The sequence below is a fragment of the Peribacillus sp. AS_2 genome (assembly GCF_026891895.1).
In the GTDB taxonomy this organism is placed as follows: domain Bacteria; phylum Bacillota; class Bacilli; order Bacillales; family DSM-1321; genus Peribacillus; species Peribacillus frigoritolerans.
Genome location: NZ_JAPTGA010000002.1, coordinates 51,941 through 72,350 on the forward strand (window position 1 = coordinate 51,941; position 20,410 = coordinate 72,350).

At 37.4% G+C, this 20,410-nt stretch carries 15 protein-coding genes and 2 pseudogenes; 5 read left to right on the plus strand and 12 right to left on the minus strand.

Annotation, left to right across the window (positions count from 1 at the left end):
- The first annotated feature begins 6 nt into the window (after nucleotides 1-6).
- The gene (locus tag OTG27_RS03085) at nucleotides 7-1,839 is read left to right on the plus strand and encodes an amidohydrolase (protein ID WP_268936177.1); all 1,833 of its coding nucleotides are present in this window, start codon (nucleotides 7-9) and stop codon (nucleotides 1,837-1,839) included.
- Between the two features lie 699 nt (nucleotides 1,840-2,538).
- On the opposite strand, the pseudogene OTG27_RS26620 reads toward OTG27_RS03085, so the two are convergent.
- From OTG27_RS26620 to OTG27_RS03125, 7 genes and pseudogenes are all read right to left on the minus strand, one after another.
- A pseudogene (locus OTG27_RS26620) lies at nucleotides 2,539-2,607 on the minus strand (hypothetical protein); the annotation flags it as partial.
- 210 nt (nucleotides 2,608-2,817) lie between these two features.
- Entirely contained in the window at nucleotides 2,818-3,501 is a 684-nt protein-coding gene (locus tag OTG27_RS03095) for a C40 family peptidase (RefSeq protein ID WP_268565811.1), read from the minus strand.
- A gap of 816 nt (nucleotides 3,502-4,317) precedes the next feature.
- Nucleotides 4,318-5,373 (minus strand): aldose epimerase family protein, encoded by a 1,056-nt coding sequence (locus OTG27_RS03105; RefSeq protein ID WP_268936178.1) that lies wholly within the window; start codon nucleotides 5,371-5,373, stop codon nucleotides 4,318-4,320.
- 255 nt (nucleotides 5,374-5,628) lie between these two features.
- Entirely contained in the window at nucleotides 5,629-7,023 is a 1,395-nt protein-coding gene (locus OTG27_RS03110; RefSeq protein WP_268936179.1) for a sugar porter family MFS transporter, read from the minus strand.
- A gap of 305 nt (nucleotides 7,024-7,328) precedes the next feature.
- Nucleotides 7,329-8,753 (minus strand): L-arabinose isomerase, encoded by a 1,425-nt coding sequence (gene araA / locus OTG27_RS03115; RefSeq protein ID WP_268936180.1) that lies wholly within the window; start codon nucleotides 8,751-8,753, stop codon nucleotides 7,329-7,331.
- 51 nt (nucleotides 8,754-8,804) lie between these two features.
- Nucleotides 8,805-9,500 (minus strand): L-ribulose-5-phosphate 4-epimerase, encoded by a 696-nt coding sequence (locus OTG27_RS03120; RefSeq protein WP_095678918.1) that lies wholly within the window; start codon nucleotides 9,498-9,500, stop codon nucleotides 8,805-8,807.
- Nucleotides 9,501-9,522: 22 nt separating this feature from the next.
- Nucleotides 9,523-11,133, minus strand: a complete 1,611-nt coding sequence (locus OTG27_RS03125; protein WP_268936181.1) for a xylulokinase — start codon at nucleotides 11,131-11,133, stop codon at nucleotides 9,523-9,525.
- A gap of 338 nt (nucleotides 11,134-11,471) precedes the next feature.
- Between OTG27_RS03125 and OTG27_RS03130 the strand changes: the two genes are divergently transcribed.
- Nucleotides 11,472-12,563, plus strand: coding sequence for a GntR family transcriptional regulator (locus OTG27_RS03130; protein ID WP_268936182.1), 1,092 nt, complete (start codon nucleotides 11,472-11,474; stop codon nucleotides 12,561-12,563).
- Nucleotides 12,564-12,583: 20 nt separating this feature from the next.
- Here the strand turns inward: OTG27_RS03130 and OTG27_RS26815 are convergent.
- Nucleotides 12,584-12,786: pseudogene (locus tag OTG27_RS26815) on the minus strand (IS110 family RNA-guided transposase); the annotation flags it as partial.
- An 800-nt stretch (nucleotides 12,787-13,586) separates the two neighbouring features.
- Nucleotides 13,587-14,030 (minus strand): Lrp/AsnC family transcriptional regulator, encoded by a 444-nt coding sequence (locus OTG27_RS03140; RefSeq protein ID WP_268936183.1) that lies wholly within the window; start codon nucleotides 14,028-14,030, stop codon nucleotides 13,587-13,589.
- A gap of 120 nt (nucleotides 14,031-14,150) precedes the next feature.
- Between OTG27_RS03140 and OTG27_RS03145 the strand changes: the two genes are divergently transcribed.
- The gene (locus OTG27_RS03145) at nucleotides 14,151-14,696 is read left to right on the plus strand and encodes a cysteine hydrolase family protein (protein ID WP_268936184.1); all 546 of its coding nucleotides are present in this window, start codon (nucleotides 14,151-14,153) and stop codon (nucleotides 14,694-14,696) included.
- Between the two features lie 546 nt (nucleotides 14,697-15,242).
- On the opposite strand, the gene OTG27_RS03150 is transcribed toward OTG27_RS03145, so the two are convergent.
- The gene (locus tag OTG27_RS03150) at nucleotides 15,243-15,881 is read right to left on the minus strand and encodes a LysE family translocator (protein WP_268936185.1); all 639 of its coding nucleotides are present in this window, start codon (nucleotides 15,879-15,881) and stop codon (nucleotides 15,243-15,245) included.
- Between the two features lie 248 nt (nucleotides 15,882-16,129).
- Nucleotides 16,130-16,789, minus strand: a complete 660-nt coding sequence (locus OTG27_RS03155) for an FMN-binding negative transcriptional regulator (protein ID WP_268936186.1) — start codon at nucleotides 16,787-16,789, stop codon at nucleotides 16,130-16,132.
- 90 nt (nucleotides 16,790-16,879) lie between these two features.
- Between OTG27_RS03155 and pdxR the strand changes: the two genes are divergently transcribed.
- The gene (gene pdxR / locus OTG27_RS03160) at nucleotides 16,880-18,265 is read left to right on the plus strand and encodes a MocR-like pyridoxine biosynthesis transcription factor PdxR (protein ID WP_268936187.1); all 1,386 of its coding nucleotides are present in this window, start codon (nucleotides 16,880-16,882) and stop codon (nucleotides 18,263-18,265) included.
- A 171-nt stretch (nucleotides 18,266-18,436) separates the two neighbouring features.
- Here the strand turns inward: pdxR and OTG27_RS03165 are convergent, their stop codons facing one another.
- Nucleotides 18,437-19,048 carry an FMN-binding negative transcriptional regulator gene (locus tag OTG27_RS03165; RefSeq protein WP_268936188.1) on the minus strand — a complete coding sequence of 204 codons (612 nt, stop codon included), beginning with the start codon at nucleotides 19,046-19,048 and terminating at the stop codon, nucleotides 18,437-18,439.
- 441 nt (nucleotides 19,049-19,489) lie between these two features.
- Here OTG27_RS03165 and OTG27_RS03170 point away from each other — a divergent pair, with 441 nt between their 5' ends.
- Nucleotides 19,490-20,407 (plus strand): LysR family transcriptional regulator, encoded by a 918-nt coding sequence (locus tag OTG27_RS03170; protein ID WP_268936425.1) that lies wholly within the window; start codon nucleotides 19,490-19,492, stop codon nucleotides 20,405-20,407.
- Nucleotides 20,408-20,410 lie beyond the last annotated feature (3 nt).

Below are 20,410 nucleotides of genomic sequence, written 5' to 3' on the forward strand. Positions count from 1 at the left end.
GTGAACATGAATTTACCGGATATGATCTTATATAACGGAAAAATCACTACCCTTGACCCATCTCAACCTGAGGTATCGGCTATCGCCATAACTGATGGTTTAATCACTGCAGTAGGTGGAGATGAGCTTCTTGAAAGTGCCACAGAAAAAACCAAAAAAATAGACCTTAAAAGAAAGAGAGCTATTCCGGGCTTGAATGACTCTCATATACACGTTATTCGTGGCGGTCTTCATTATAATATGGAGTTGCGCTGGGAAGGTGTGCCATCACTTGCTATTGCTCTGGAAATGCTTAGAGAGCAGGCAAGGCGTACACCTGCTCCTCAGTGGGTAAGAGTAGTTGGAGGTTGGTCTGAATTTCAGTTTAAAGAAAGACGGATGCCAACTTTGGAAGAGATTAATGCTGTTTCTGAAGACACGCCTGTCTTTGTGCTACATCTTTATGATAGAGCACTTGTAAATCGAGCAGGGCTGCGTGCACTGGGATATACAAAAGATACCCCAGACCCCCCGGGCTGTTTAATTCAGCGGGATAAACGAGGTAATCCAACGGGTCTTTTAATTGCCAATCCTAACGCTTCTATTCTATATTCAAGTTTAGGCAGAGCTCCAGTTCTTAATATTGACGACCAGATTAACTCAACTCGCCATTTTATGCGCGAATTAAATAGATTAGGTATAACAAGTGCCATTGACGCAGGTGGCGGATTCCAAAATTATCCTGATGATTACAAAGTTGTTGAACATTTAGCCGAGAAGGATCAATTAACTTTGCGTATTGCTTATAATCTATTTACGCAAAATCCAGATCATGAATATGAAGACTTTGCTTCATGGGCAAAAATTGTTTCTCCTGGTCAAGGAAATGATAAGTATAAAATGAATGGTGCCGGAGAAATGTTAGTATTCTCGGCAGCCGATTTTGAAAAATTTCAAATGCCCCGGCCCGACCTAGCTACGATGATGGAAGCTGACTTAAAGAAAGTAATTTCTCTATTGGTGGAAAACCGTTGGCCATTCCGTTTACATGCAACTTATGACGAGTCAATAACACGTTTCTTAAATGTTTTTGAGGAAGTCAACAGAGAAATTCCATTTAATGGTCTACGCTGGTGGTTTGACCATGCAGAAACAATCTCAGATCGTAGTATGGAACGTGTTAAGGCTTTAAATGGCGGTATCGCCATCCAAGACCGCATGGCTTTCCAAGGTGAATACTTTGCTGATTTATACGGAAAGGAAGCCGCAAAGCATACTCCCCCGATTTATCGTATGCTAGACCTGGGTATACCTGTTGGCGCCGGTAGTGATGCAACGAGGGTTTCCAGCTATAACCCTTGGGTTGCTCTTTACTGGATGGTTGCAGGAAAAACCATTGGTGGTCTTTCGATATACGATGAAAAGAATAAACTTGACAGAAAAGTAGCTCTGGAACTATATTCCAAAGGAAGTGCATGGTTCTCCGGTGATGAAGATAAAAAGGGTACCCTTGCAGTAGGTCAGTTTGCTGATATTGCTGTATTGTCTGCTGACTACTTTACTGTGCCAGAAGAAGAAATCAAAGACCTTGAATCATTACTCACCATTATGGGTGGGCAGGTTGTTTATGGAAATGATGAATTTAAAAATTTATCACCTGAATTGCCGCCAGCATCACCTGATTGGTCACCGACGGGAGTTTATGGTTATGGTGGTGCTAACCTAGCCGACAATATACTTTCTCACGATGCCCATGATCACAAACATAGTTGCAGTAACCCTCTCCATCAACACACTCATACCGTAATAGGAAATGATGGAACTAAGTGGGGTATCGGTTGTACTTGCTTTGCTTTCTAATGAGGGTTTGGGGCCGAGGGCGGATTCAAACATAAAATGAAAAAAGCCTAACTTTCTCTTTAAAGAGAAAGTTAGGCTTTTTATATTATTTAAATAAAGTTTTACATTTTCTATTTCAGTATGTGATTATCTCATGAATTTTAAAATATTTAGGGATTTGTTTGATGAAATAAAATTGAAAGAACATGCCTTGTCTTTAAATACTCTAGAAATGTAGAGATAGTAGATTGATATTTCCTCCTGGCCATAGGTTCTGTAACTGAGATTTGTTAATCAATGGGGAGCGCGTGTTGAATTAAGACTTTTTATGAGGTAAATAAGGAAAGGCTTAAGGATTCGACTTCACCTTAAGCCTATCTTGCCCTATTTTAAAAATCCATCGATATATATTCAAGGCCTTGATGGCCGCCTTCTTTCATGCCGCCAAATGGCGCTTCTGCAACGGTGGGAATGGCGTCGTTGTAGCCGATGATAGATTCTATGATAAATCATACGATAACACCTTTATCGAACATAATTGGCTGCATTAGATATTTTTTGTAAAGTAAACACCTCTTAAACTTGTACACCTATTCATTCTTACTCTTAAAAGATAAAATACCTTATGTACACGATATATATATCGTGTACATAAGGTATATAAAAATCCCAAACATCTTTAATGGTGAACGCTACGATAATGAGTCCAACTTTAGCTTAGTCCTGCGAGGCTACCCTCTGAACCTGCTGGGAAAACTTTTCATGGTTTTTATAAACTTCCTCGACTGTCTTATGTGAGAATTAAAGAAATTATATGTGGTATATAGAGTATCCATTATACCAAAGTGTTTCCGGTAGCAATAAAAGCTAAAATTGTGACTTAAAAATATTTTATGTATCAATACCGATTCTACCATCCATAGGACTTGTTAGTATCCTAACCTATTGTTAGAACTAGAAAAGCCAGTCTCTTCAAAAAAGAACTGGCAACTTTCTCTATTACATTCTTTTTGCCCCTACATATCTTTTCTTCCAATAACTATTATCCATGGAGGAAATGCTTACACCGTTTGATGAGGAGCTGTGTATGAATTGATTCCCGCCTATATAAATACCAGCATGTGAGGCACCAGGTTTATAGGTTTCATAAAAGACCACATCTCCAACTTGTGGTTTGGACACCTTTGTCCCCTTTTTATAAATTTCCGATACCGTTCTTGGTAATGTGACATTTGCGCCTTTATCAAAAGCGTATTTTAGGAATCCGCTGCAATCAAAACCTTTTGGTGTAGTTCCACCCCATACATACCGTACATTCAAATGTTTCTTTGCTTCCTTCACTATCGCAGTAGATTTATTGCTTGTTTTATTTACATTAGCTACGCTGGAGGTCTTCTTTTTTACTCCCAAAGCTTTATATGTATTCGGACCGACAATACCATCAGCTTTTAAACCTTTACTTTTTTGGAACTTTACGACTGCACTTTTAGTAACGGTCCCAAAATATTTAGTTGTATTATTACTCTTAAAATATTGTTTTTTCTTTAGAACCTCTTGTAATTGTTTTACTTCTGTATGAGTCATTCCACTTTTTAATGTACGATCGCCCAATGCAGCATTACCAACCAACGGATTTGATAGTAACAATCCAGAAACAACAAAAGATGCTATGATTTTTTTCATTTTCTCCCCCGATTAAATCTCTTTTTTATCATTTTATCACCTTTAAGTGACACACACATTTACCTAATTTTACATTATTATTACAAATGCATACATAAAGTGAGTATAAAATACAAAATAACCAAAATATTGCTCATGTTTTCGAAAGGTAGTAATTAAGAGTAAATTTCTTGCTTTTTATTATAGTAACCATCCGGTTTGGATAGCCTCCTCGTACTGTGTTATATTTGCCACTCCCTACATTTTATTATAATCACTAGTTACAAATCCTTGAGCTTATTAAATACATCGAAGTTCTGACATTAATTTGGGATATTCAATTTAATCCTCTCAACCTTAAATTAGGTGGTGTCTAATAAAGGCATATCGCTCACGACAATAACTGCCTGAATATTTTTCGTGATGCCATTCCATTCTTGTACAATTCTGCCTTGTTTCGTACAAAACAATCGAGTGAATGATTTGTCGGGAACCATCGTTAATTTTTGTTAAGGCATAGGAAAAGCACCTCCTTTGATACAAGGATAGTATCAGGGGGTGCTACGTATAGAATATGTGCTGTTTAAATGGGGGCTTATCTTTAACCTTAGTTTTACAGCCCACTATCTAACTGTTTACGCTTAAAGATATAAGTTATCCTCTATCCTCTAAAACTCAGTTCGAGTGAATGGCTAACTCTTATTCGGCGGGAATCCTACCTGCTACATGCCACGAGCTATGCTCGATTGTTCTTACAGTCACGGATGTTTATCCCAACTAGCAGCCGAATCTATGTAAAATTATTGAAATGAAATCAGCCAATTCTACTCTTTAACACTAACTGGAACCTTCAGCTGAGTGGGTACTGACCTCAATTTTGTATTTTGTTTGGGAAGTATAATTTTGGCCTGCTAAAAGAAGAATATCCCCAAAACCTTCAAACTCAATCGCCCCTGGAGCAGCTTGGGTTTCAAACGTTATTCCGCCGTGTTGAATTAATTTTTCTCCATGCATAAGTGGCACATCTTTCACAAAGTTTGCCGTGTAAATGACAACCGCAGGCTCTTCTGTGTATACCTCGACTGTTATTTTCTGGTCAGGACTAATTAATTTGGCTGCAGTTTGATGAAGTCCTGGGCACGTAAGGAAGAATGGATGATCGATCCCTTGAACCTTTTTAACTTCTGCGTCCGCGGCTTCAAAGGTTGATTTTAATTTCTTCGGGGTTCGAAAATCATAAGGCGTGCCAATTGTGCTTCGCTTTTCCCCAGTTACCGTGGTATCATCATTAACTGGTGCAAATTCTTGAGAAGAGATTTGTAAGAAATGATCATCGATTGGATGGCTGGGATGCCCTGTTAAGTTAAAATAGACGTGATTGGTCGGATTAAAAACGGTGTCTTTATCACTTTTTGCTTGATAGCTCACTGACCAAATATTTAAGTTGTCCAATGTGTAAGTCACACTTACTTTCAAATTCCCCGGAAAACCATTCTCGCCATCAGGTGAGACGGTTGAAAAGATGATCGAAGCACTTTCATCCGTCTCCTTCACTTCATAACCCCAGATTTTTTCATCGAATCCAGGGCTGCCACCGTGTAATGTATTCCCTAATTGATTTACGGACGTTTGGTAACTTGATTCACCAATTGAAAATTCGCCATTTTTTATTCTTCCAGCGACTCTTCCTATTGTTGCTCCATAGTAGGTTTCTTTTTTGTAATCCTCAATCGAGTCAAATCCCAATACGATATTATTACGACCCGATTCCGTTAGGACGAACAGATTGACGATTCTTGCACCAAAGTTCGTAACTTCCATTCTTACTCCATGATCATTTTCTATCGTAAACAGCAAGACATCATTTCCAAACGAGCTTTGTGCTACTTTCATTTTTATCGGCTCCTTCCCTATTAAATTCCTTCATATAAATAAAAGCTAAAACACCATAAATTGCATAAAAAGTTCAGCTAACATTTTTAATAATTGTAAAGCCCGAAGTAGCAACCTCGGGCCTAAGAAAAGGAATCATATGAGTAAATCAACATATTCTTGATGAAGTATTCCCCTTATTGCCTCCTGATTTAAAATCTCTTCTATTCTGGTATAGCTTCTTTTAATTCCGCTCCAAACCTTAATAGGTTTAATTTAAGCACTTTTCCCCTTAGCTTGCCTACTTTCCCCAATTTTTTCAATTTCCTCCAAAGTATGACCTCGAGTTTCAGGAACGCATGTCCGGATAAATAACACACCAAGTAAACAAATAGCACCGAAGATTGAAAAAACAGCTTCTTGAGACATCGAAGCGGTCATGATCGGAAATAGCAGGCCAACCAAGAAAGAACCAATCCAGTTAAATGATGAAGCCACTCCTGACGCCCGCCCGCGAATTACCAGCGGGAAAATTTCTCCAACTATGACCCAAGTTAATGGAGCCCAAGTGAATGAATAAAGAGCTACATAGATACTTAAGAAAACAACCATCATCATCGGATTTGCATTAGGAATTAATACATTCAATATGGCCGGCAAAATAAAGGATAGCCCCATAATCGTTCCGCCGATTGTTAATAAAGTACGGCGATTAAATTTATCAGCAATCATTAGGAATATTAATGAACCTAGTACGAGAATAACCCCTTGAATAATTGGCCACATCAATACTGAGCTGGCTTCATGCCCTGTTGCTTTTTCCACAATCATAGGAATGTAATAAAAAATTGCGTTTGCTCCTTGGAACTGTTGAAACGCAGCAACACCCACACCAGCCATTACTAAATAACGGTATTTATTACTTAAAAGGGTACCCCATGATGCTTTTTGATTTACCTTTTCTTCCTCTTTAACAGTTTCTTGTATTTGTGTTATTTCAGAATCAATTTGTTCTTTGTTAGGGCGAATATAGCTCAACACCCTACGAGCTTCATCCATTTTATTGTTCTTAATTAAAAAACGTGGTGATTCGGGTAACCTGGACACTCCAATAAATAAGATCAAAGCAGGTACGGCAGCCAAACTAAGCATCAACCGCCATGCCATTGTCCCTGGTAAGTCTTTCAATAAATAAGCGACAATGTATGAAAGCAACATTCCAGAGACAATCATTGTTTGGTTAATTCCTGACAGACGTCCACGTAAACGTGCAGGCGCCATTTCCGACATATAGGCTGGGACCAACGCAGAAGCAGCTCCAACAGCCAAGCCTAATAAAATCCTGGCAACAATCATAAAAAGGATTCCGTTATGAGGGGATATTCCTGCCAAAATGGATCCAACAGCAAAAATGATAGAAGAAATTAAAATCATTTTGCGCCGTCCTAAACGATCGGAAAGTTGTCCGGCCATGGCACCTCCAAAAATAGCTCCAAACATCAACGAAGAGGTAATCCAGCCAATGGCACCTGGGTTGTTTTGAAGGTTCCAATCATGTTGCAGAAAAGGCAAAGCACCCGTCATAACGCCGATATCATAACCGAAGAGAATGCCTCCAAAAGCCCCAAAAAAATAAATGAATCCACTTGAGATTTTCTTTTCATTAACCATTTAAGTTCCCCCTAAAGGTTTAAAATATATTTAATCCCACTACTAAAATATTGATTGCTTTTTGAGAAATAATAATAGTGTTTTCAACCACAAATACATGCCAGTTTCCATCGTAAAAGTTATTTATTAGGATGAATACCGTGTCGTCATTGTCTATTAAAACGCTTTCATCTTTTCCCTAAAAACCACGAAAACGCTTACGAAAATAAAGGAATCATACTAATGATCACTATTTCCGTTCTTCAACTTCTGGATTACCTATTTTTCCCCTCCAAGGAAGCGGAGCCTCCTTGGAGGGAGAGACATTACTTAATAACTACGTATTCCAAGCCAACAAGTTTGGCATAGGTTATGATTTGGTCTGTTGTTAAATTCAATGAAACAACTGTATGGTGACCGCCACCATTCTCAAGCCAAGCTTTCACTCCATCTTGGAAGTTTGGCTTCACTTCCCAAAGTACACGGGCCACTGGCAGGTTTGGTGCTGGAACTGTTGGCTCGAATGCAGAAACTTCATTAATCAAAAGTTTATAGTTTGTACCAAAGTCAGCCATGGAAACAACGACACCGTCTCCTGCTTTGCCGTCGAATACTAAACGTGCTGGATCTTCACGATCACCTATACCTAATGGAGATACGACAATTTTTGGTTTGTTACTTGCTAAAGATGGGTCGACTTCGAGCATATGTGATTGAAGGATTGATTCTTGTCCAGCAGCTAATTCATATGTGTAATCTTCCATAAATCCAGTTGATTGGTTATGGCTCATCACTTTCAGTAAGCGATCAAGTGCTGCCGTCTTCCAATCCCCTTCACCCGCAAAGCCATATCCTTGTGCCATCAAACGTTGGACGGCAAGACCAGGAAGTTGTTTCATCCCATATAAATCTTCGAAATTCGTTGTGAAGGCCGTGTAACCACCATCATCAAGGAACCGTTTAATCGCAATTTCATAGCTTGCCTGTACCTTTACGCTTTTCTCCCAATTTTCCCTCCTGTAGGTACCATAATCAAATTCATAATGGCCTTCGTATACTGCAAATAAAGCATCAATTTCTTCCTCAGTAACCGCATTTACATATTGAACAAGGTCTCCGATTCCAAAATAGTCAACTGTCCATCCAAATTGGATTTGCGCTTCAACCTTATCCCCTTCGGTTACTCCAACGTTACGCATGTTGTCACCAAAGCGAGCGACCTTAATGTTGAAGCTTTCGTTATAAGCAACCGCTACGTCCATCCATTGTGCAATTTGCTGCCGCACTTCAGGACGCTCCCAATAACCTACAACAACTTTATTTTGTTTTTTCAATCGGGCATTGATATAACCATATTCACGGTCACCATGAGCGGATTGGTTCAGGTTCATAAAGTCCATATCAATCGTTGCCCAAGGAATACTTTCATTGAATTGTGTTGCTAAATGAAGCAATGGTTTTTGTAATAATTTTGTTCCGCGAATCCACATTTTTGCAGGTGAGAAAGTATGCATCCAAGTGATGACACCGGCAACTTCGTCACGATAGTTGACTTCTTTCATGATGCTTGTGATTTTATCTGCACTAACAGCTAAATCTTGCAATACAAGTGGATAGGGTAATATACCGCTTTCATTTAATGCATCGGCTATCGTTTGTGCATTCGCCTTGACCTCTGCTAACGCTTCTTCCCCATATAGATGTTGTGACCCTACGACAAACCAAAATTCCTTTTTTCCTGTTGTTAACATAATAAGCCTCTTTTCTTTATTTAATAGGTTGATAATTTGATAGAGTTGATCTTACTTTTGACCGTAATAAGCATATTTTCCATGTTTTCGTAAATAGTGTTTATCCAAAATATTTTGTGGTAATTCTTTTGCAAAATGATTTAATTCCCGTGTAAATAAATTCATTTTCGAAACTTCATCCAACACCACACTATTCATTACGGCGGATTTTGCATCTTTTCCCCAAGTAAAGGGACCATGACCATGAAGTAAGATACCAGGAACGGCTAAAATGTCTATCCCGCGCTCTTCAAATGTTTCGATGATTAACTTCCCAGTCTCCACTTCGTACCCACGATCAATCTCCTCTTGTGTTAGGTAGCGGGCACATGGGATGGATCCATAAAATGTGTCTGCATGAGTGGTGCCCATCGCTGGAACATCAAGGCCTGCTTGAGCCCAGATTGTCGCCCAAGTTGAATGAGTATGCACAATGCCCCCGATTTCTTGGTAATATTTATAAAGTACAGCGTGGGTCGCTGTATCTGATGAAGGCCTCAACTCTCCTTCAACAACATTGCCATCTAAATCAACAACAACCATATCGCTGGCTTTCATCGTTTCGTAATCAACGCCACTAGGCTTGATAACAAATAAACCGCTTTCACGATCGATGGCACTCGCATTTCCCCATGTATATTTTACGAGTCCATATTTAGGCAAGTCCAAATTTGCTTGATATACCTCTTCTTTCAGTTGTTCTAACACGTCAATCCCTCCAGTTTTCCACTCATAACATCAAATTGTCTACAGCGGCCTGCTCAATCACTAAACCCTTCCTGTATCTTTCAATAAATGCTTCAAATCCTTTAACATCTACTTGATCAGGATAAATTTCTTGCCCATCAACCTCTTCGAATACTTTATTGTCGAGGAAGTCTTCTAAACTTTCTTTTTGTTCTTTATTCATCATGTAAGATGCAAGAATCGCCATTCCCCACGCGCCGCCTTCTCCTGCTGTTGACATAACTGATACTGGAGTATTCATTGCAGCCGCAACAATTTTTTGTCCAACAAGAGGGGTTTTAAATAAACCACCGTGAGCCAAAATACGATCAATTGCAACATTTTCTTCTTTTGTCAAAATACCCATTCCGATTTTCAATGCACCGAAAGCAGTAAAAAGGTGAGTCCGCATGAAGTTTGCTAAATTGAATTGACTCTCAGGCGAGCGGACAAATAATGGTCGCCCTTTTTCCAATCCTGTGATATTTTCACCTGAGAAATAACCGTAGCTAAGCAAACCGCCACCATCTGGATCCGCTTCCAAAGCTTTATTCAACATTACTTCAAATAATTTATTTATATCAACCTTTTGTCCCATTGCCTCAGAAAATTCACGGAACAATCCCAGCCAAGCATTGAGATCACTTGAACAGTTATTCGCGTGAACCATTCCAACGGGACTTCCATTTGGTGTAGTTACCAGATCAATTTCTGGATATACTTTTGAAAGTTCTTTCTCTAGTACAATCATCGCAAAAACAGAAGTTCCTACTGAGATGTTTCCGGTACGTTTCCTCACACTATTTGTAGCAACCATTCCAGTCCCAGCATCGCCTTCCGGTGGACAAATTGGAGTGCCTGGTTGTAAATTTCTTGATCTATCGAGGATTTTCGCTCCAATTTCGGTTAATTCACCCGCTTGCTCGCCTGAAATGTAGACTTTAGGCAGAATCTCTTTTAGCTTCCAAGGATAACCTTTCGTCGCAATTAATTCGTCAAACTGCTTGACCATTGATTCATTGTAATCTTGCGTTGATTCATCAATGGGGAACATGCCTGAAGCATCTCCAATGCCAATTGCTTTATTTCCAGTCAATAACCAGTGAATGTATCCAGCCAAAGTCGTAATACAATCAATGCGAGGCAAATGTTTCTCTTCATTTAATATCGCTTGATAAAGGTGAGCAATACTCCATCGTTCAGGGATATTAAATTGAAATTGATCAGTTAGTTCTTTTGCGGCAACACCTGTTGTTGAGTTACGCCAAGTTCGAAACGGAACAAGTAACTCCCCTGTACTGTCAAAAGCCATGTACCCGTGCATCATTGCGGAAAATCCAATAGAACCTATTTTCCGAATGGTAATTCCATAATTCCGTTCAACTTCTTGCTTCATTTCACTATAAGCTGTTTGCAGACCAGTGATAATATCCACTAAGTTGTACGTCCAAATTCCATCTTCCAAGAAATTTTCCCACTCATAACTTCCAGATGCGATAGTTTCATGATGATTATCAATCAACACCGCTTTAATACGTGTGGATCCAAATTCGATTCCAAGTGAAGTTTCTCCCCCGGTAATCGCTTGTTTAATTTTTAATATATTCGTTTGCACGTTAATCCCCCTTCTGTCAGCGCTTTCAATAAAAGGAGGCGCTTAAATTTATTAACAACCATATTATATTTTTTGTACGTACATTTGTCAACGTTTTATATTATTTATACTTACAACTTCCAAACGAAATACTCCATCCTCACCTTAAAGTCATGAATTTGTATTAAGGAAAGTTATACGACATGAAACCTAAAGGTAAATAGGGTGAATTTATAACTTTATACAAAAAATAAGATGATTTGTTTTAATTTATTCAAAAATTATGGTAAAATATGTCCGCACAAATATTTTAAGCGTATAAATTAGAATGCAAACAACTATGGAAGAAGTGAGGTTTAATGAAACCAAAGTATCAGGTAATCATTGATGATTTAAAAAATAAAATCCTTACAGGTGAATATAGTGTAGGGGAACAAATTCCTACTGAATCCGTCATGCAAGAAATGTACAACGTTAGCCGACACACTGTACGAAAGTCCATTTTAGAATTATCAAACGAGGGATTCTTGAGAAGTGAAAAAGGATCTGGCACATATGTTAGTAACCAATATCAATCAAAATCTGGTGGCAATTCCAAAAATAAAATGATTGGTGTAATCACGACCTACATTTCTGATTACATTTTCCCTTCTATTATCCGCGGAATTGAAAGAAGATTGAATGAAGATAATTATTCGTTACTATTAGCCAGTACAAATAATGATGTCGAACAAGAAAAAAAAGCCTTGGAAATGATGTTGTCATTTGGCGTGGATGGTATGATCATTGAACCTACAAAAAGCAATCTATACAATCCCAACATCGGTTACTACCTATCATTTAAGGAACAAGAGGTTCCATTCATCATGATCAACGCTTATTATGAAGAATTAGAGGTTCCTTTCTTTTGCCTGGATGATGTGCAGTCAAGCTACCTCGCAACAAAAGAATTGATTTCGAAAGGACACACCCAAATCGGACTCATTGCTAAAATGGATGACTTACAAGGAAAGTATCGAATGAAGGGGTATATAAAAGCACTTGGAGAAGCCAAATTACGCTTTCAACCAGAACAATTGCTTTCGTATACTACAGAAACGAAGCTGGACCTATACACGAACTTGAAGGAGTTCCTAAATGAAAATAGAGACGTGCTGACTGCCATTGTTTGTTATAACGACGAGGTAGGGTTGGAAGTAGTAAATGTATGCAGACAACTCGATATTTCTATTCCCGAACAATTATCAATTATTGGCCAGGACAATTCCTATATTGCGAAAAATGCCAATATCAAACTAACGACATTAACACACCCACAAGAACAAATGGGACATGATGCAGCTGATTGGGTCATTAAGAAATTACAAGGAAAGAAGGATTTACCAAACGAAACCTATTATCAGCCAGTGTTAATTGAAGGAGAAACTGTCAAAGAGTTAGACATACAATAACCTTAGTGTGTGATGACTATAGGCTCCACTCCCACAATGGCTGCCTCCATCCATTTTATTAAACCAACAAATCCATCTTCATTATTTTCAAATGCAAATGGGTCTACGATTACAATTCCACGGGAATTCACTGATCTAGCACATGTAATTGTTGGGCAATATCCACTCCAATGGAAATTCCATCGTTTAGTTGATTTTGTTTATCTTGCATTTTAAACTTCATATTAGGGTTCCTCATAGGGTTTTGAGTTAGTGTGGTGTCTTACCCATATCTCACTGAGGAGCCCTATTTTTTTAAAAGCTGAACCCGTTTTGTTCCATAAGAAAAAGGCTGCCACAGCAACCTCCCTTTTTAAAGCAAGACCCATTAGTTCAGTAATTTTTAATAAAACATCATATCTAAGGAAATTGGAACAAATAGTAAAACTGTTGCAAACCAAATGGGGTAGCTAAACGAGCAGAAGAAATTGCTTAATCAACAATTATGGCTAACGTAACCTGCAACGAAGAGAGTACTACATTGAGCACGTAGATGCACAAAATGGAACAGGTACATTCATTCACTTGTTAACCTAGTAAAAAACAAAGTGTGTGTAACCAGCTTATAAGAACAGTAATTTGTCCATATTTCTTCGATACATTAATTAACTTCCACCTTCGGGTATGGTTTCATGTTAGATTAAGTTCATGGACCATCTTCGTTAACAATCTATCCCCTTGTTTAAGTCTACACCATATCTCTTTGCCACCTCTTTGCTGACGGATTCCCGCTTTTACCAACATCCCTCGCGATTAAGGGAATAATAAGAAAGCAGACCCTGCTACTACGGTAACTAACGTAAACAAATTCCAACACCAACATCAGCAAGCGTATAATCATCTAACGTTTTACTTTTCCCTTCGAATCTACGATATTAAAAAAGACTATTCCCACTGCTACTGTCCCAGTCGAACATCCCCATACTTGGAACGATTCATGATGATTGGGAATACAGTATCTTCTTTTAAATAAAAATATATTTATTAAATTGTGGCAGTCAACGGATTATGTTGCTTAATTTCTTGTATTGATAGATTTAACGAATAGTTCCCATAATCGAGAATTTTATTAAGAAAAAGATTCAATAGTTCTTGAGAGTTAACTTTTATTTTTAAATGGTAACAACCTTCTCCCGATACTCGGTGAGCTTCAACTATCTCATTTCTATCATTAATAAAACGTATAAACGAATCATGGTTTGCTGTTTCCATATATATAATGACAAATGCTGTATAAGAAATTCCTATTTTCATTTCATCGACTATTAGTGAGTAGGCTTTAATTACTCCATTTTCCTCAAGTTTTTTAATCCGATTTCCTACTGCTTGTCCCGTCATATGAATTTGTTCACCTAAGTCTTTCCACTGAATACGTGAATTTTCGGATAATAACCGAAGGATTTGAAAATCAATGTTATCAAGTTCCATAATAAATTCCTTTCACCATGAAATGCTTTGATATAAAAGTGTTTCATCAAAGTATCGATAGAAATCAATATATCATTTATCATTATATTGTACTAAAAATTTTTTAAAGAGGTGGAAAAAATGAGCACAGCTTTAATCATTGTCGATATTCAAAATGACTATTTTCCAAATGGAAAGATGGAATTAAGCAACCCTGAAAAAGCAGCCGCTAATACTGCTAAAGTTCTTGAATGGTTTAGGCAGAATAACAAAGATAGTATTTTTCATGTCCAGCATATCGCTAGTGATCCTGGGTTAGGCTTTTTTCTTCCGAATACGGATGGAGTTAAACTGAATGAAGCTGTTCTACCATTAGAACACGAAAGCATTATCATAAAACATTTCCCTAACAGCTTTTTACAGACTGAATTAGAAAGCAAATTAAAAGAAAAAGGAGTAACAAAGCTAGTGATTTTAGGTATGATGACGCATATGTGCATTGATGCCACAGTCAGAGCTGCAGTGGATTTAGGCTTTGAAACTACTCTTATTGAAGATGCATGTGCGACAAGGGACTTATCTTATCAAGATAAGGTCGTTCCAGTTGAACAGGTCCATTATGCCTTTGTCAGCGCACTTAACGGTATTTATGCCAATGTAATTTCGACCAAGGATTTCTTGGAATAAAAAATAATACAACCTTGTAGAACCAATAATTTATTATAAGTGGGAGCTTGTTTTTAAAGAAGCTCCCAGACTGTAGACAAACTCGATGAAAAAAATTGAGTTTGTCTATTTTTATCGCTTGTACAATTTGGACGTTAATTGGAACGTAGGGCACTCGCTTTCCGCGGGCGGTCGGCCCTCGGCTTTCGCCTGCGGGGTCTCCCCTAGACGCGCTTTTCCCGCAGGAGTCTCGAACACCCGCTCCAATCAACTTTGCCTTACCTTTTAGATAGAACACTTTTGCCTGGATTCATTTTTGTTTTAAAATAGAAGTATTAAAACTTGAGGTGATGAGGATGCTTTCTAAACATAATTCCATTCAGGGAGATCAACTGGTGCCTGCGATCTAGTTGTTCGTAAAATTGAGGCTGCCATTGACTTTAAAGCATGCAATTGCATGAGGGAATAACGACCAAAAGTCATCTTCAATGATAAATCAAGGCATAAAATATCTTTCCATTTCGTTTTACTTATTATCTTAGTAGAATCGACTTTTATCAAATATTCTTATGTTTTGGAGGGGCTCGCAAAGACGGAGAATACCCCTAGAACAATATATAAATAACCAGTTATCCGATTCTGCAACCTAGAATTCACTTCCCTACCCAGAATCCGCTTTCTAATACTTGCTGCGAGTACTGCATACAGACCATCACTAATAAAAGCTAAGATAATAAATATAATGCCTAAAAGTAAAAATTGTATGGTGACTGATATGGCCGAAGGTGATATGAATTGCGGAAAGAAGGCTAAAAAAAAGAGTGCTGTCTTAGGATTCATTACTTCCACGAGCGCAGATTCGTAAAATATCTTTACTAACTTTTTGCTAGGGGCTTTTGGAATTTCTGAAGTCGTTCGATCAGATGTAGAAAATAAAGTCCTGCACCCCAGATAGATAAGATAAGCAGCACCCAAGTATTTAACGATATTAAAGGCTGTTGCTGATGTCATAAGGATCGCTGAAACTCCAATCGCTCCAGCTAAAACGTGAACAGAACCGCCAAGTGATACACCAAGAACTGATACTATGCCCGCTTTCTTCCCTTGGTCTATACTTCTTGCCATAATATACAACACAGCCGGTCCAGGTATTATTAACAATGTAGCAGCAGCAATTACAAATAGCCAAATATTAGAAAACTCCATAAAAAGCAACTCTTTATTGTATTTTGGCACAAGATTTATTGGGCTCCTCCTTGATGGTGAAAGCAAGGTTACACTTTTTTAAGGTTCGTTTTCATCAAGGAGGCGATTTGTTGCTCATTTAACAAAGGAATATGTTCCAACTGTTTTATAATGAGCTCTTGTCTGTAAGGAATGGTTTTGACTTACCTAAATGATAAACACCATTTTTGCTTTTAGGGGTGCCATAACAAACCCTAGTAATATGCCAATCATTCAATTGACCCTTTCCTTTGCTCTCGCATCCATTGCGCAACCTGAATTTCCCCTTGTTCATTTGATTTTTCAAGCTCTGTAATAATCGCTTTGTAATCGGTGTCATTGCGATTTTGACTCATTTTGGCTGCAGCTTGAATAGATGTGATTTCAATTTCAAAGCCCACTATTCCTTTCATTTCACTCTTAAGCAACTCTGGATCAAACGTTTCCCAGGTCCGGCCATTTTCTCGGTGACCCTCATAATGATTAAGCATAGTATCCAAGGATGAAATCAGCTCGTCTTCAGTGATTAAACGCGCTGATCCATACGCATGTACAGCTAGATAGTCCCATGTTGGAACCTCTTCGCACTGATACCAACTTGATGAAATGTAGGCGTGCTGCCCTTGAAAAATCAGTAACACATCACTATTATTATCTAAAGTCTTTTTCTGCATGTTTCCGTATGCAATATGCCCAGTCGCATAGATTTTCCCTTCATCTTCGCGAATTTCCAAAGGAATATGAGTAGCCAAGAGACGATGTTCATTAACAGTAATCAATAAGGCAAACGGGTTAGACTTCATAATTTGAACTGCTTCTTCATTTTTCATACGATATTGCTTAGGAATGTACACAATAATCTTCCTTTCAACTTGTATTTGAATTTTCAAAATAAATATCCGATAAAAAAATATTATTATACAAGTTGACATAAAAAAAGGTACAATATTAAACAAATATACATGTCAGAGGGAATGCAAATGAATAATACCATTTTTACGTTCAATGATAACGCCCCAAAATACAAACAAATCTATGAGAAATTCAAATCATATATTGAACAAGGAGTCATTTTGGCAAATGAGCAATTACCCTCCATTCGTCAACTTGCAGATTCTTTACATGTAAGCCGCAATACAACTTTACTCGCATATGAACAACTTGTTGCTGAAGGGTATATTCGTGGAGAGGGCAGAAAAGGATATTTTGCAAACGAGTTAGAACCCCGTATATTTCAGGAAACCATAATCTCTTATGATAAAAAGCGGACTGAGTCCAAGAGACCTCCGGAAGTTAATTTCAGGGCAGATATCGTTGATCAAACACATTTCCCACTGAAAATTTGGAGGAGAATGGCTAATCAAGTATTAACATTACAGGAAAGCTTTCGATACGGGGAACCATTTGGGGAAGAATGCCTGCGCGAACAAATCTCCACATATTTATTCCAATCACGCGGAGTGAAAACAAATGCAAATGCAATTATTATCGGAAGCAGTACCCAACAAATGCTTGTATACCTGGGACATATACTGAAGGATGAATTCCAAAGTATTATAGTTGAAGACCCTGGTTACGACGGTGCCAGGGAAGCTTTTCAATTCCATCGTTTTATGTTTGAAACTTTGCCGGTTTATGAAACAGGTGCTGAACTTTCAAAATTAGAACAAATGAATTCACGATTAATCTATGTAACCCCTTCCCATCAAAGTCCAATTGGAGTAAGCATGTCTATCCAACAACGGCAAATGATTATTCATTGGGTTAACAAGATGCGTGGATATATTATCGAAGACGATTATGATAGTGAATTTCGCTATACACAAAAACCATTCCCTGCTCTTGCCTCCATTGATTCGGCAAGAGTCATTTATTTAGGGAATTTCTCGAAGTCCTTTCTTCCAGGAATTCGTTTAAGTTATATGGTCTTGCCACAGCCACTTTTAAATCGTTATAAAAATCAGTTTCTTCATTTTGAAGCTACTACCTCCCTGCTTAGCCAGCATACAATGGCTAAATTTATGGAAGAGGGAGAATGGAGTAGACATATTAAACGCATGCGCCTTGTTTATAAAAGAAAAATGCAGCACTTAGTATCCGCTTTAAAAGAGCAATTCGGTCAAAATATATCCATTATTGGTGAACAATCTGGTTTGTACGTATTAGTCAAAGTACATCTGAAGCATACAGAAGAATGGTTAATTCAACAAGCTTCCTCACATGGAGTTACTGTGTATCCTACGTCCCTCTACTTCATTAAAAATAACACCGACGGACCAATGGTTAAACTAGGTTTCAGTAATCTTTCTTCAAATGAAATCGATGTGGGTGTGAAACTCTTAAAGAAGGCATGGTTCAAAGAATAACTGTTTTATTTGAATGTTTGGTGTTGCACTGATAAATCCCTTAATTTTTAATTGCGATGAAATTAAGTGGCAGCTGTAGATCAAAAACTAAGCCTAATTTCCATCTGAAATTAGGCTTAATTTTTTAACAAAACTACCACATCAGTTGAACAAGACAATGTCGAATAACTTTTATTTTTGTAGATTCTTCTTCATAAGAGCCGCTACTTGTATATTATCTTGTTGAGAAGTGTTTTCTAGATTCTTAATAATCAATTCTTGCCGTTCCACAGGGTGATTTTGACTTAATTTAGCTTTCGCTTCAATTTTTGTGATTTTTATTTTAAATGCTACAATCCCTTTACTCATTCCTTCGATAAATCTGGAATCCACATCAATTAAATTGTATGGGCTATCTGGACTTTCATATTTTTTTACCATATCATTCAGGGAATCGAAAATGACTTTTTGATCTTCGACAATCTCCATCTTTCCATATAAATGGATAGAGACATAATTCCAAGTAGGAACTGCCATCGTTGTTTCATACCAAGAAGGAGATATATAAGAGTGAGGACCTTGGAAAACCGCAAGAACTTTTTGGTATTCTATATCCTTCCATTGTTCGTTTGGACGGGCAAAATGACCATATAATGCACTTTCACCTTTATTTAATGTGAGTGGAAGATGGGTAGCGTATGGTTCTCCATTGTGTTGAGAAAATAAAGTGGCAAAGCTGTACTTTTCGATAAAATCATAAATTATTTCTTCATCCTTGAGTTGAAAATGTTTAGGTATATACATGATTTAGCTCCTCCTTATAAAGTCTATTCAATTTTCGACTATCTCAAATTTTAAGTATAGGAAATATTCTATTATGTAAACTGACATCTAAAAAGGTACAATTATTATTAATTGTACATGTCAATATTGATTACAATTTTCATATAATGATGACCTTTTATTTTGAGTATATAAACTTTCATTTAGTGAATTAATTACGACTTCAATTTTAAACAGTAATTAGACATGATTTCTGTTTAACCAGGCCCGTTATCCAAATCATAGTGAGGTATTTATGAACCAAAATAACAAATAGCCTAATGGTGTTTTTTAATTTTATCCAGCAATCGGGCCAAATTATAGAATAATCCCTTCAAATAAAGTAACTTAATAACTAGATTATTTTATTGGAAGCATACAGATTTAATTATTTTCATTAGAAAGGATTGAAATAGTATCGAAATAAGACATTTAGAATATTTCTTAATGGTCAGTAAAGAACTCCATTTTACAAAAGCAGCTGAAAAATTAGGAATTTCGCAACCAACTTTAAGCCATCAAATTAAAATGCTTGAACAAGATGTGGGCTATGCACTATTCAACCGTATTGGTAAGAAGATTGAACTTACTAAGGTGGGGGAAATCGTACAACAAGAAGCATTGAATATTCAAAATTCCTTACAAAGTATATCTTCTCAAATTAGAGCACTTACAAAAGTAGAAATCGGGGAATTGAAAATTGCCGTGTTACCAGGAGAAATAACGGATTTGGTATCCACTTTGTGCATTAAATTCAACCAATTATATCCAAACATAAAAGTGTTTGTTCAAAGTACTGATCAAGTGGAAAAGGCTGTTTTAGAGAATCAAGCAGATTTTGGTATTGGTTTTGAATTCAATCGTGATGATATGTTGATGGTGACGAAGTTGTATGATGAAGAATTTTACCTGATTAGTAATCAAAGTACTGGAGAGCAGAAGGCTTCATTTTCCGATGTTTTAGACAGTCCGCTTATTTTATTTCCAAATATCCATCAATGCAGAAAAATACTTGATAAAACGAGTCATGAGGTTGGCAGGCAGTTAGAACCCATCGTCGAAACGTCTAGCATTGAATCTATCTTGAAGCTCGTTCGAAATGGGGTTGGCCGCAGTTTTGTTTCGCGTACATTATATGAATTTTATGATACAGAGGATTTATTTTTCCAACGTATTGAAAAACCAACTTTGATTAGATCAGTCTATCTCGTGATGAAAAAGAATCGTTTTATCAATTATGCGGCACGTAAGTATATCGAGTTATTATTATGTGAAATCGAAAGGCTGCGTTTTCATACAGAAAAAGATGAGATAGCTTCTTTAAAAAGTTCTATATTATAGTTT

What these genes read in the sequence shown, in the direction of transcription:
- OTG27_RS03085 (WP_268936177.1), top strand. Translation starts at nt 7, where the DNA reads ATGAATTTACCGGATATGATCTTATATAACGGAAAAATCACTACCCTT.
- OTG27_RS03095 (WP_268565811.1), bottom strand. Translation starts at nt 3,501, where the DNA reads ATGAAAAAAATCATAGCATCTTTTGTTGTTTCTGGATTGTTACTATCA.
- OTG27_RS03105 (WP_268936178.1), bottom strand. Translation starts at nt 5,373, where the DNA reads ATGAAAGTAGCACAAAGCTCGTTTGGAAATGATGTCTTGCTGTTTACG.
- OTG27_RS03110 (WP_268936179.1), bottom strand. Translation starts at nt 7,023, where the DNA reads ATGGTTAATGAAAAGAAAATCTCAAGTGGATTCATTTATTTTTTTGGG.
- araA (WP_268936180.1), bottom strand. Translation starts at nt 8,753, where the DNA reads ATGTTAACAACAGGAAAAAAGGAATTTTGGTTTGTCGTAGGGTCACAA.
- OTG27_RS03130 (WP_268936182.1), top strand. Translation starts at nt 11,472, where the DNA reads ATGAAACCAAAGTATCAGGTAATCATTGATGATTTAAAAAATAAAATC.
- OTG27_RS03140 (WP_268936183.1), bottom strand. Translation starts at nt 14,030, where the DNA reads ATGGAACTTGATAACATTGATTTTCAAATCCTTCGGTTATTATCCGAA.
- OTG27_RS03145 (WP_268936184.1), top strand. Translation starts at nt 14,151, where the DNA reads ATGAGCACAGCTTTAATCATTGTCGATATTCAAAATGACTATTTTCCA.
- OTG27_RS03150 (WP_268936185.1), bottom strand. Translation starts at nt 15,881, where the DNA reads ATGGAGTTTTCTAATATTTGGCTATTTGTAATTGCTGCTGCTACATTG.
- pdxR (WP_268936187.1), top strand. Translation starts at nt 16,880, where the DNA reads ATGAATAATACCATTTTTACGTTCAATGATAACGCCCCAAAATACAAA.
- OTG27_RS03165 (WP_268936188.1), bottom strand. Translation starts at nt 19,048, where the DNA reads ATGTATATACCTAAACATTTTCAACTCAAGGATGAAGAAATAATTTAT.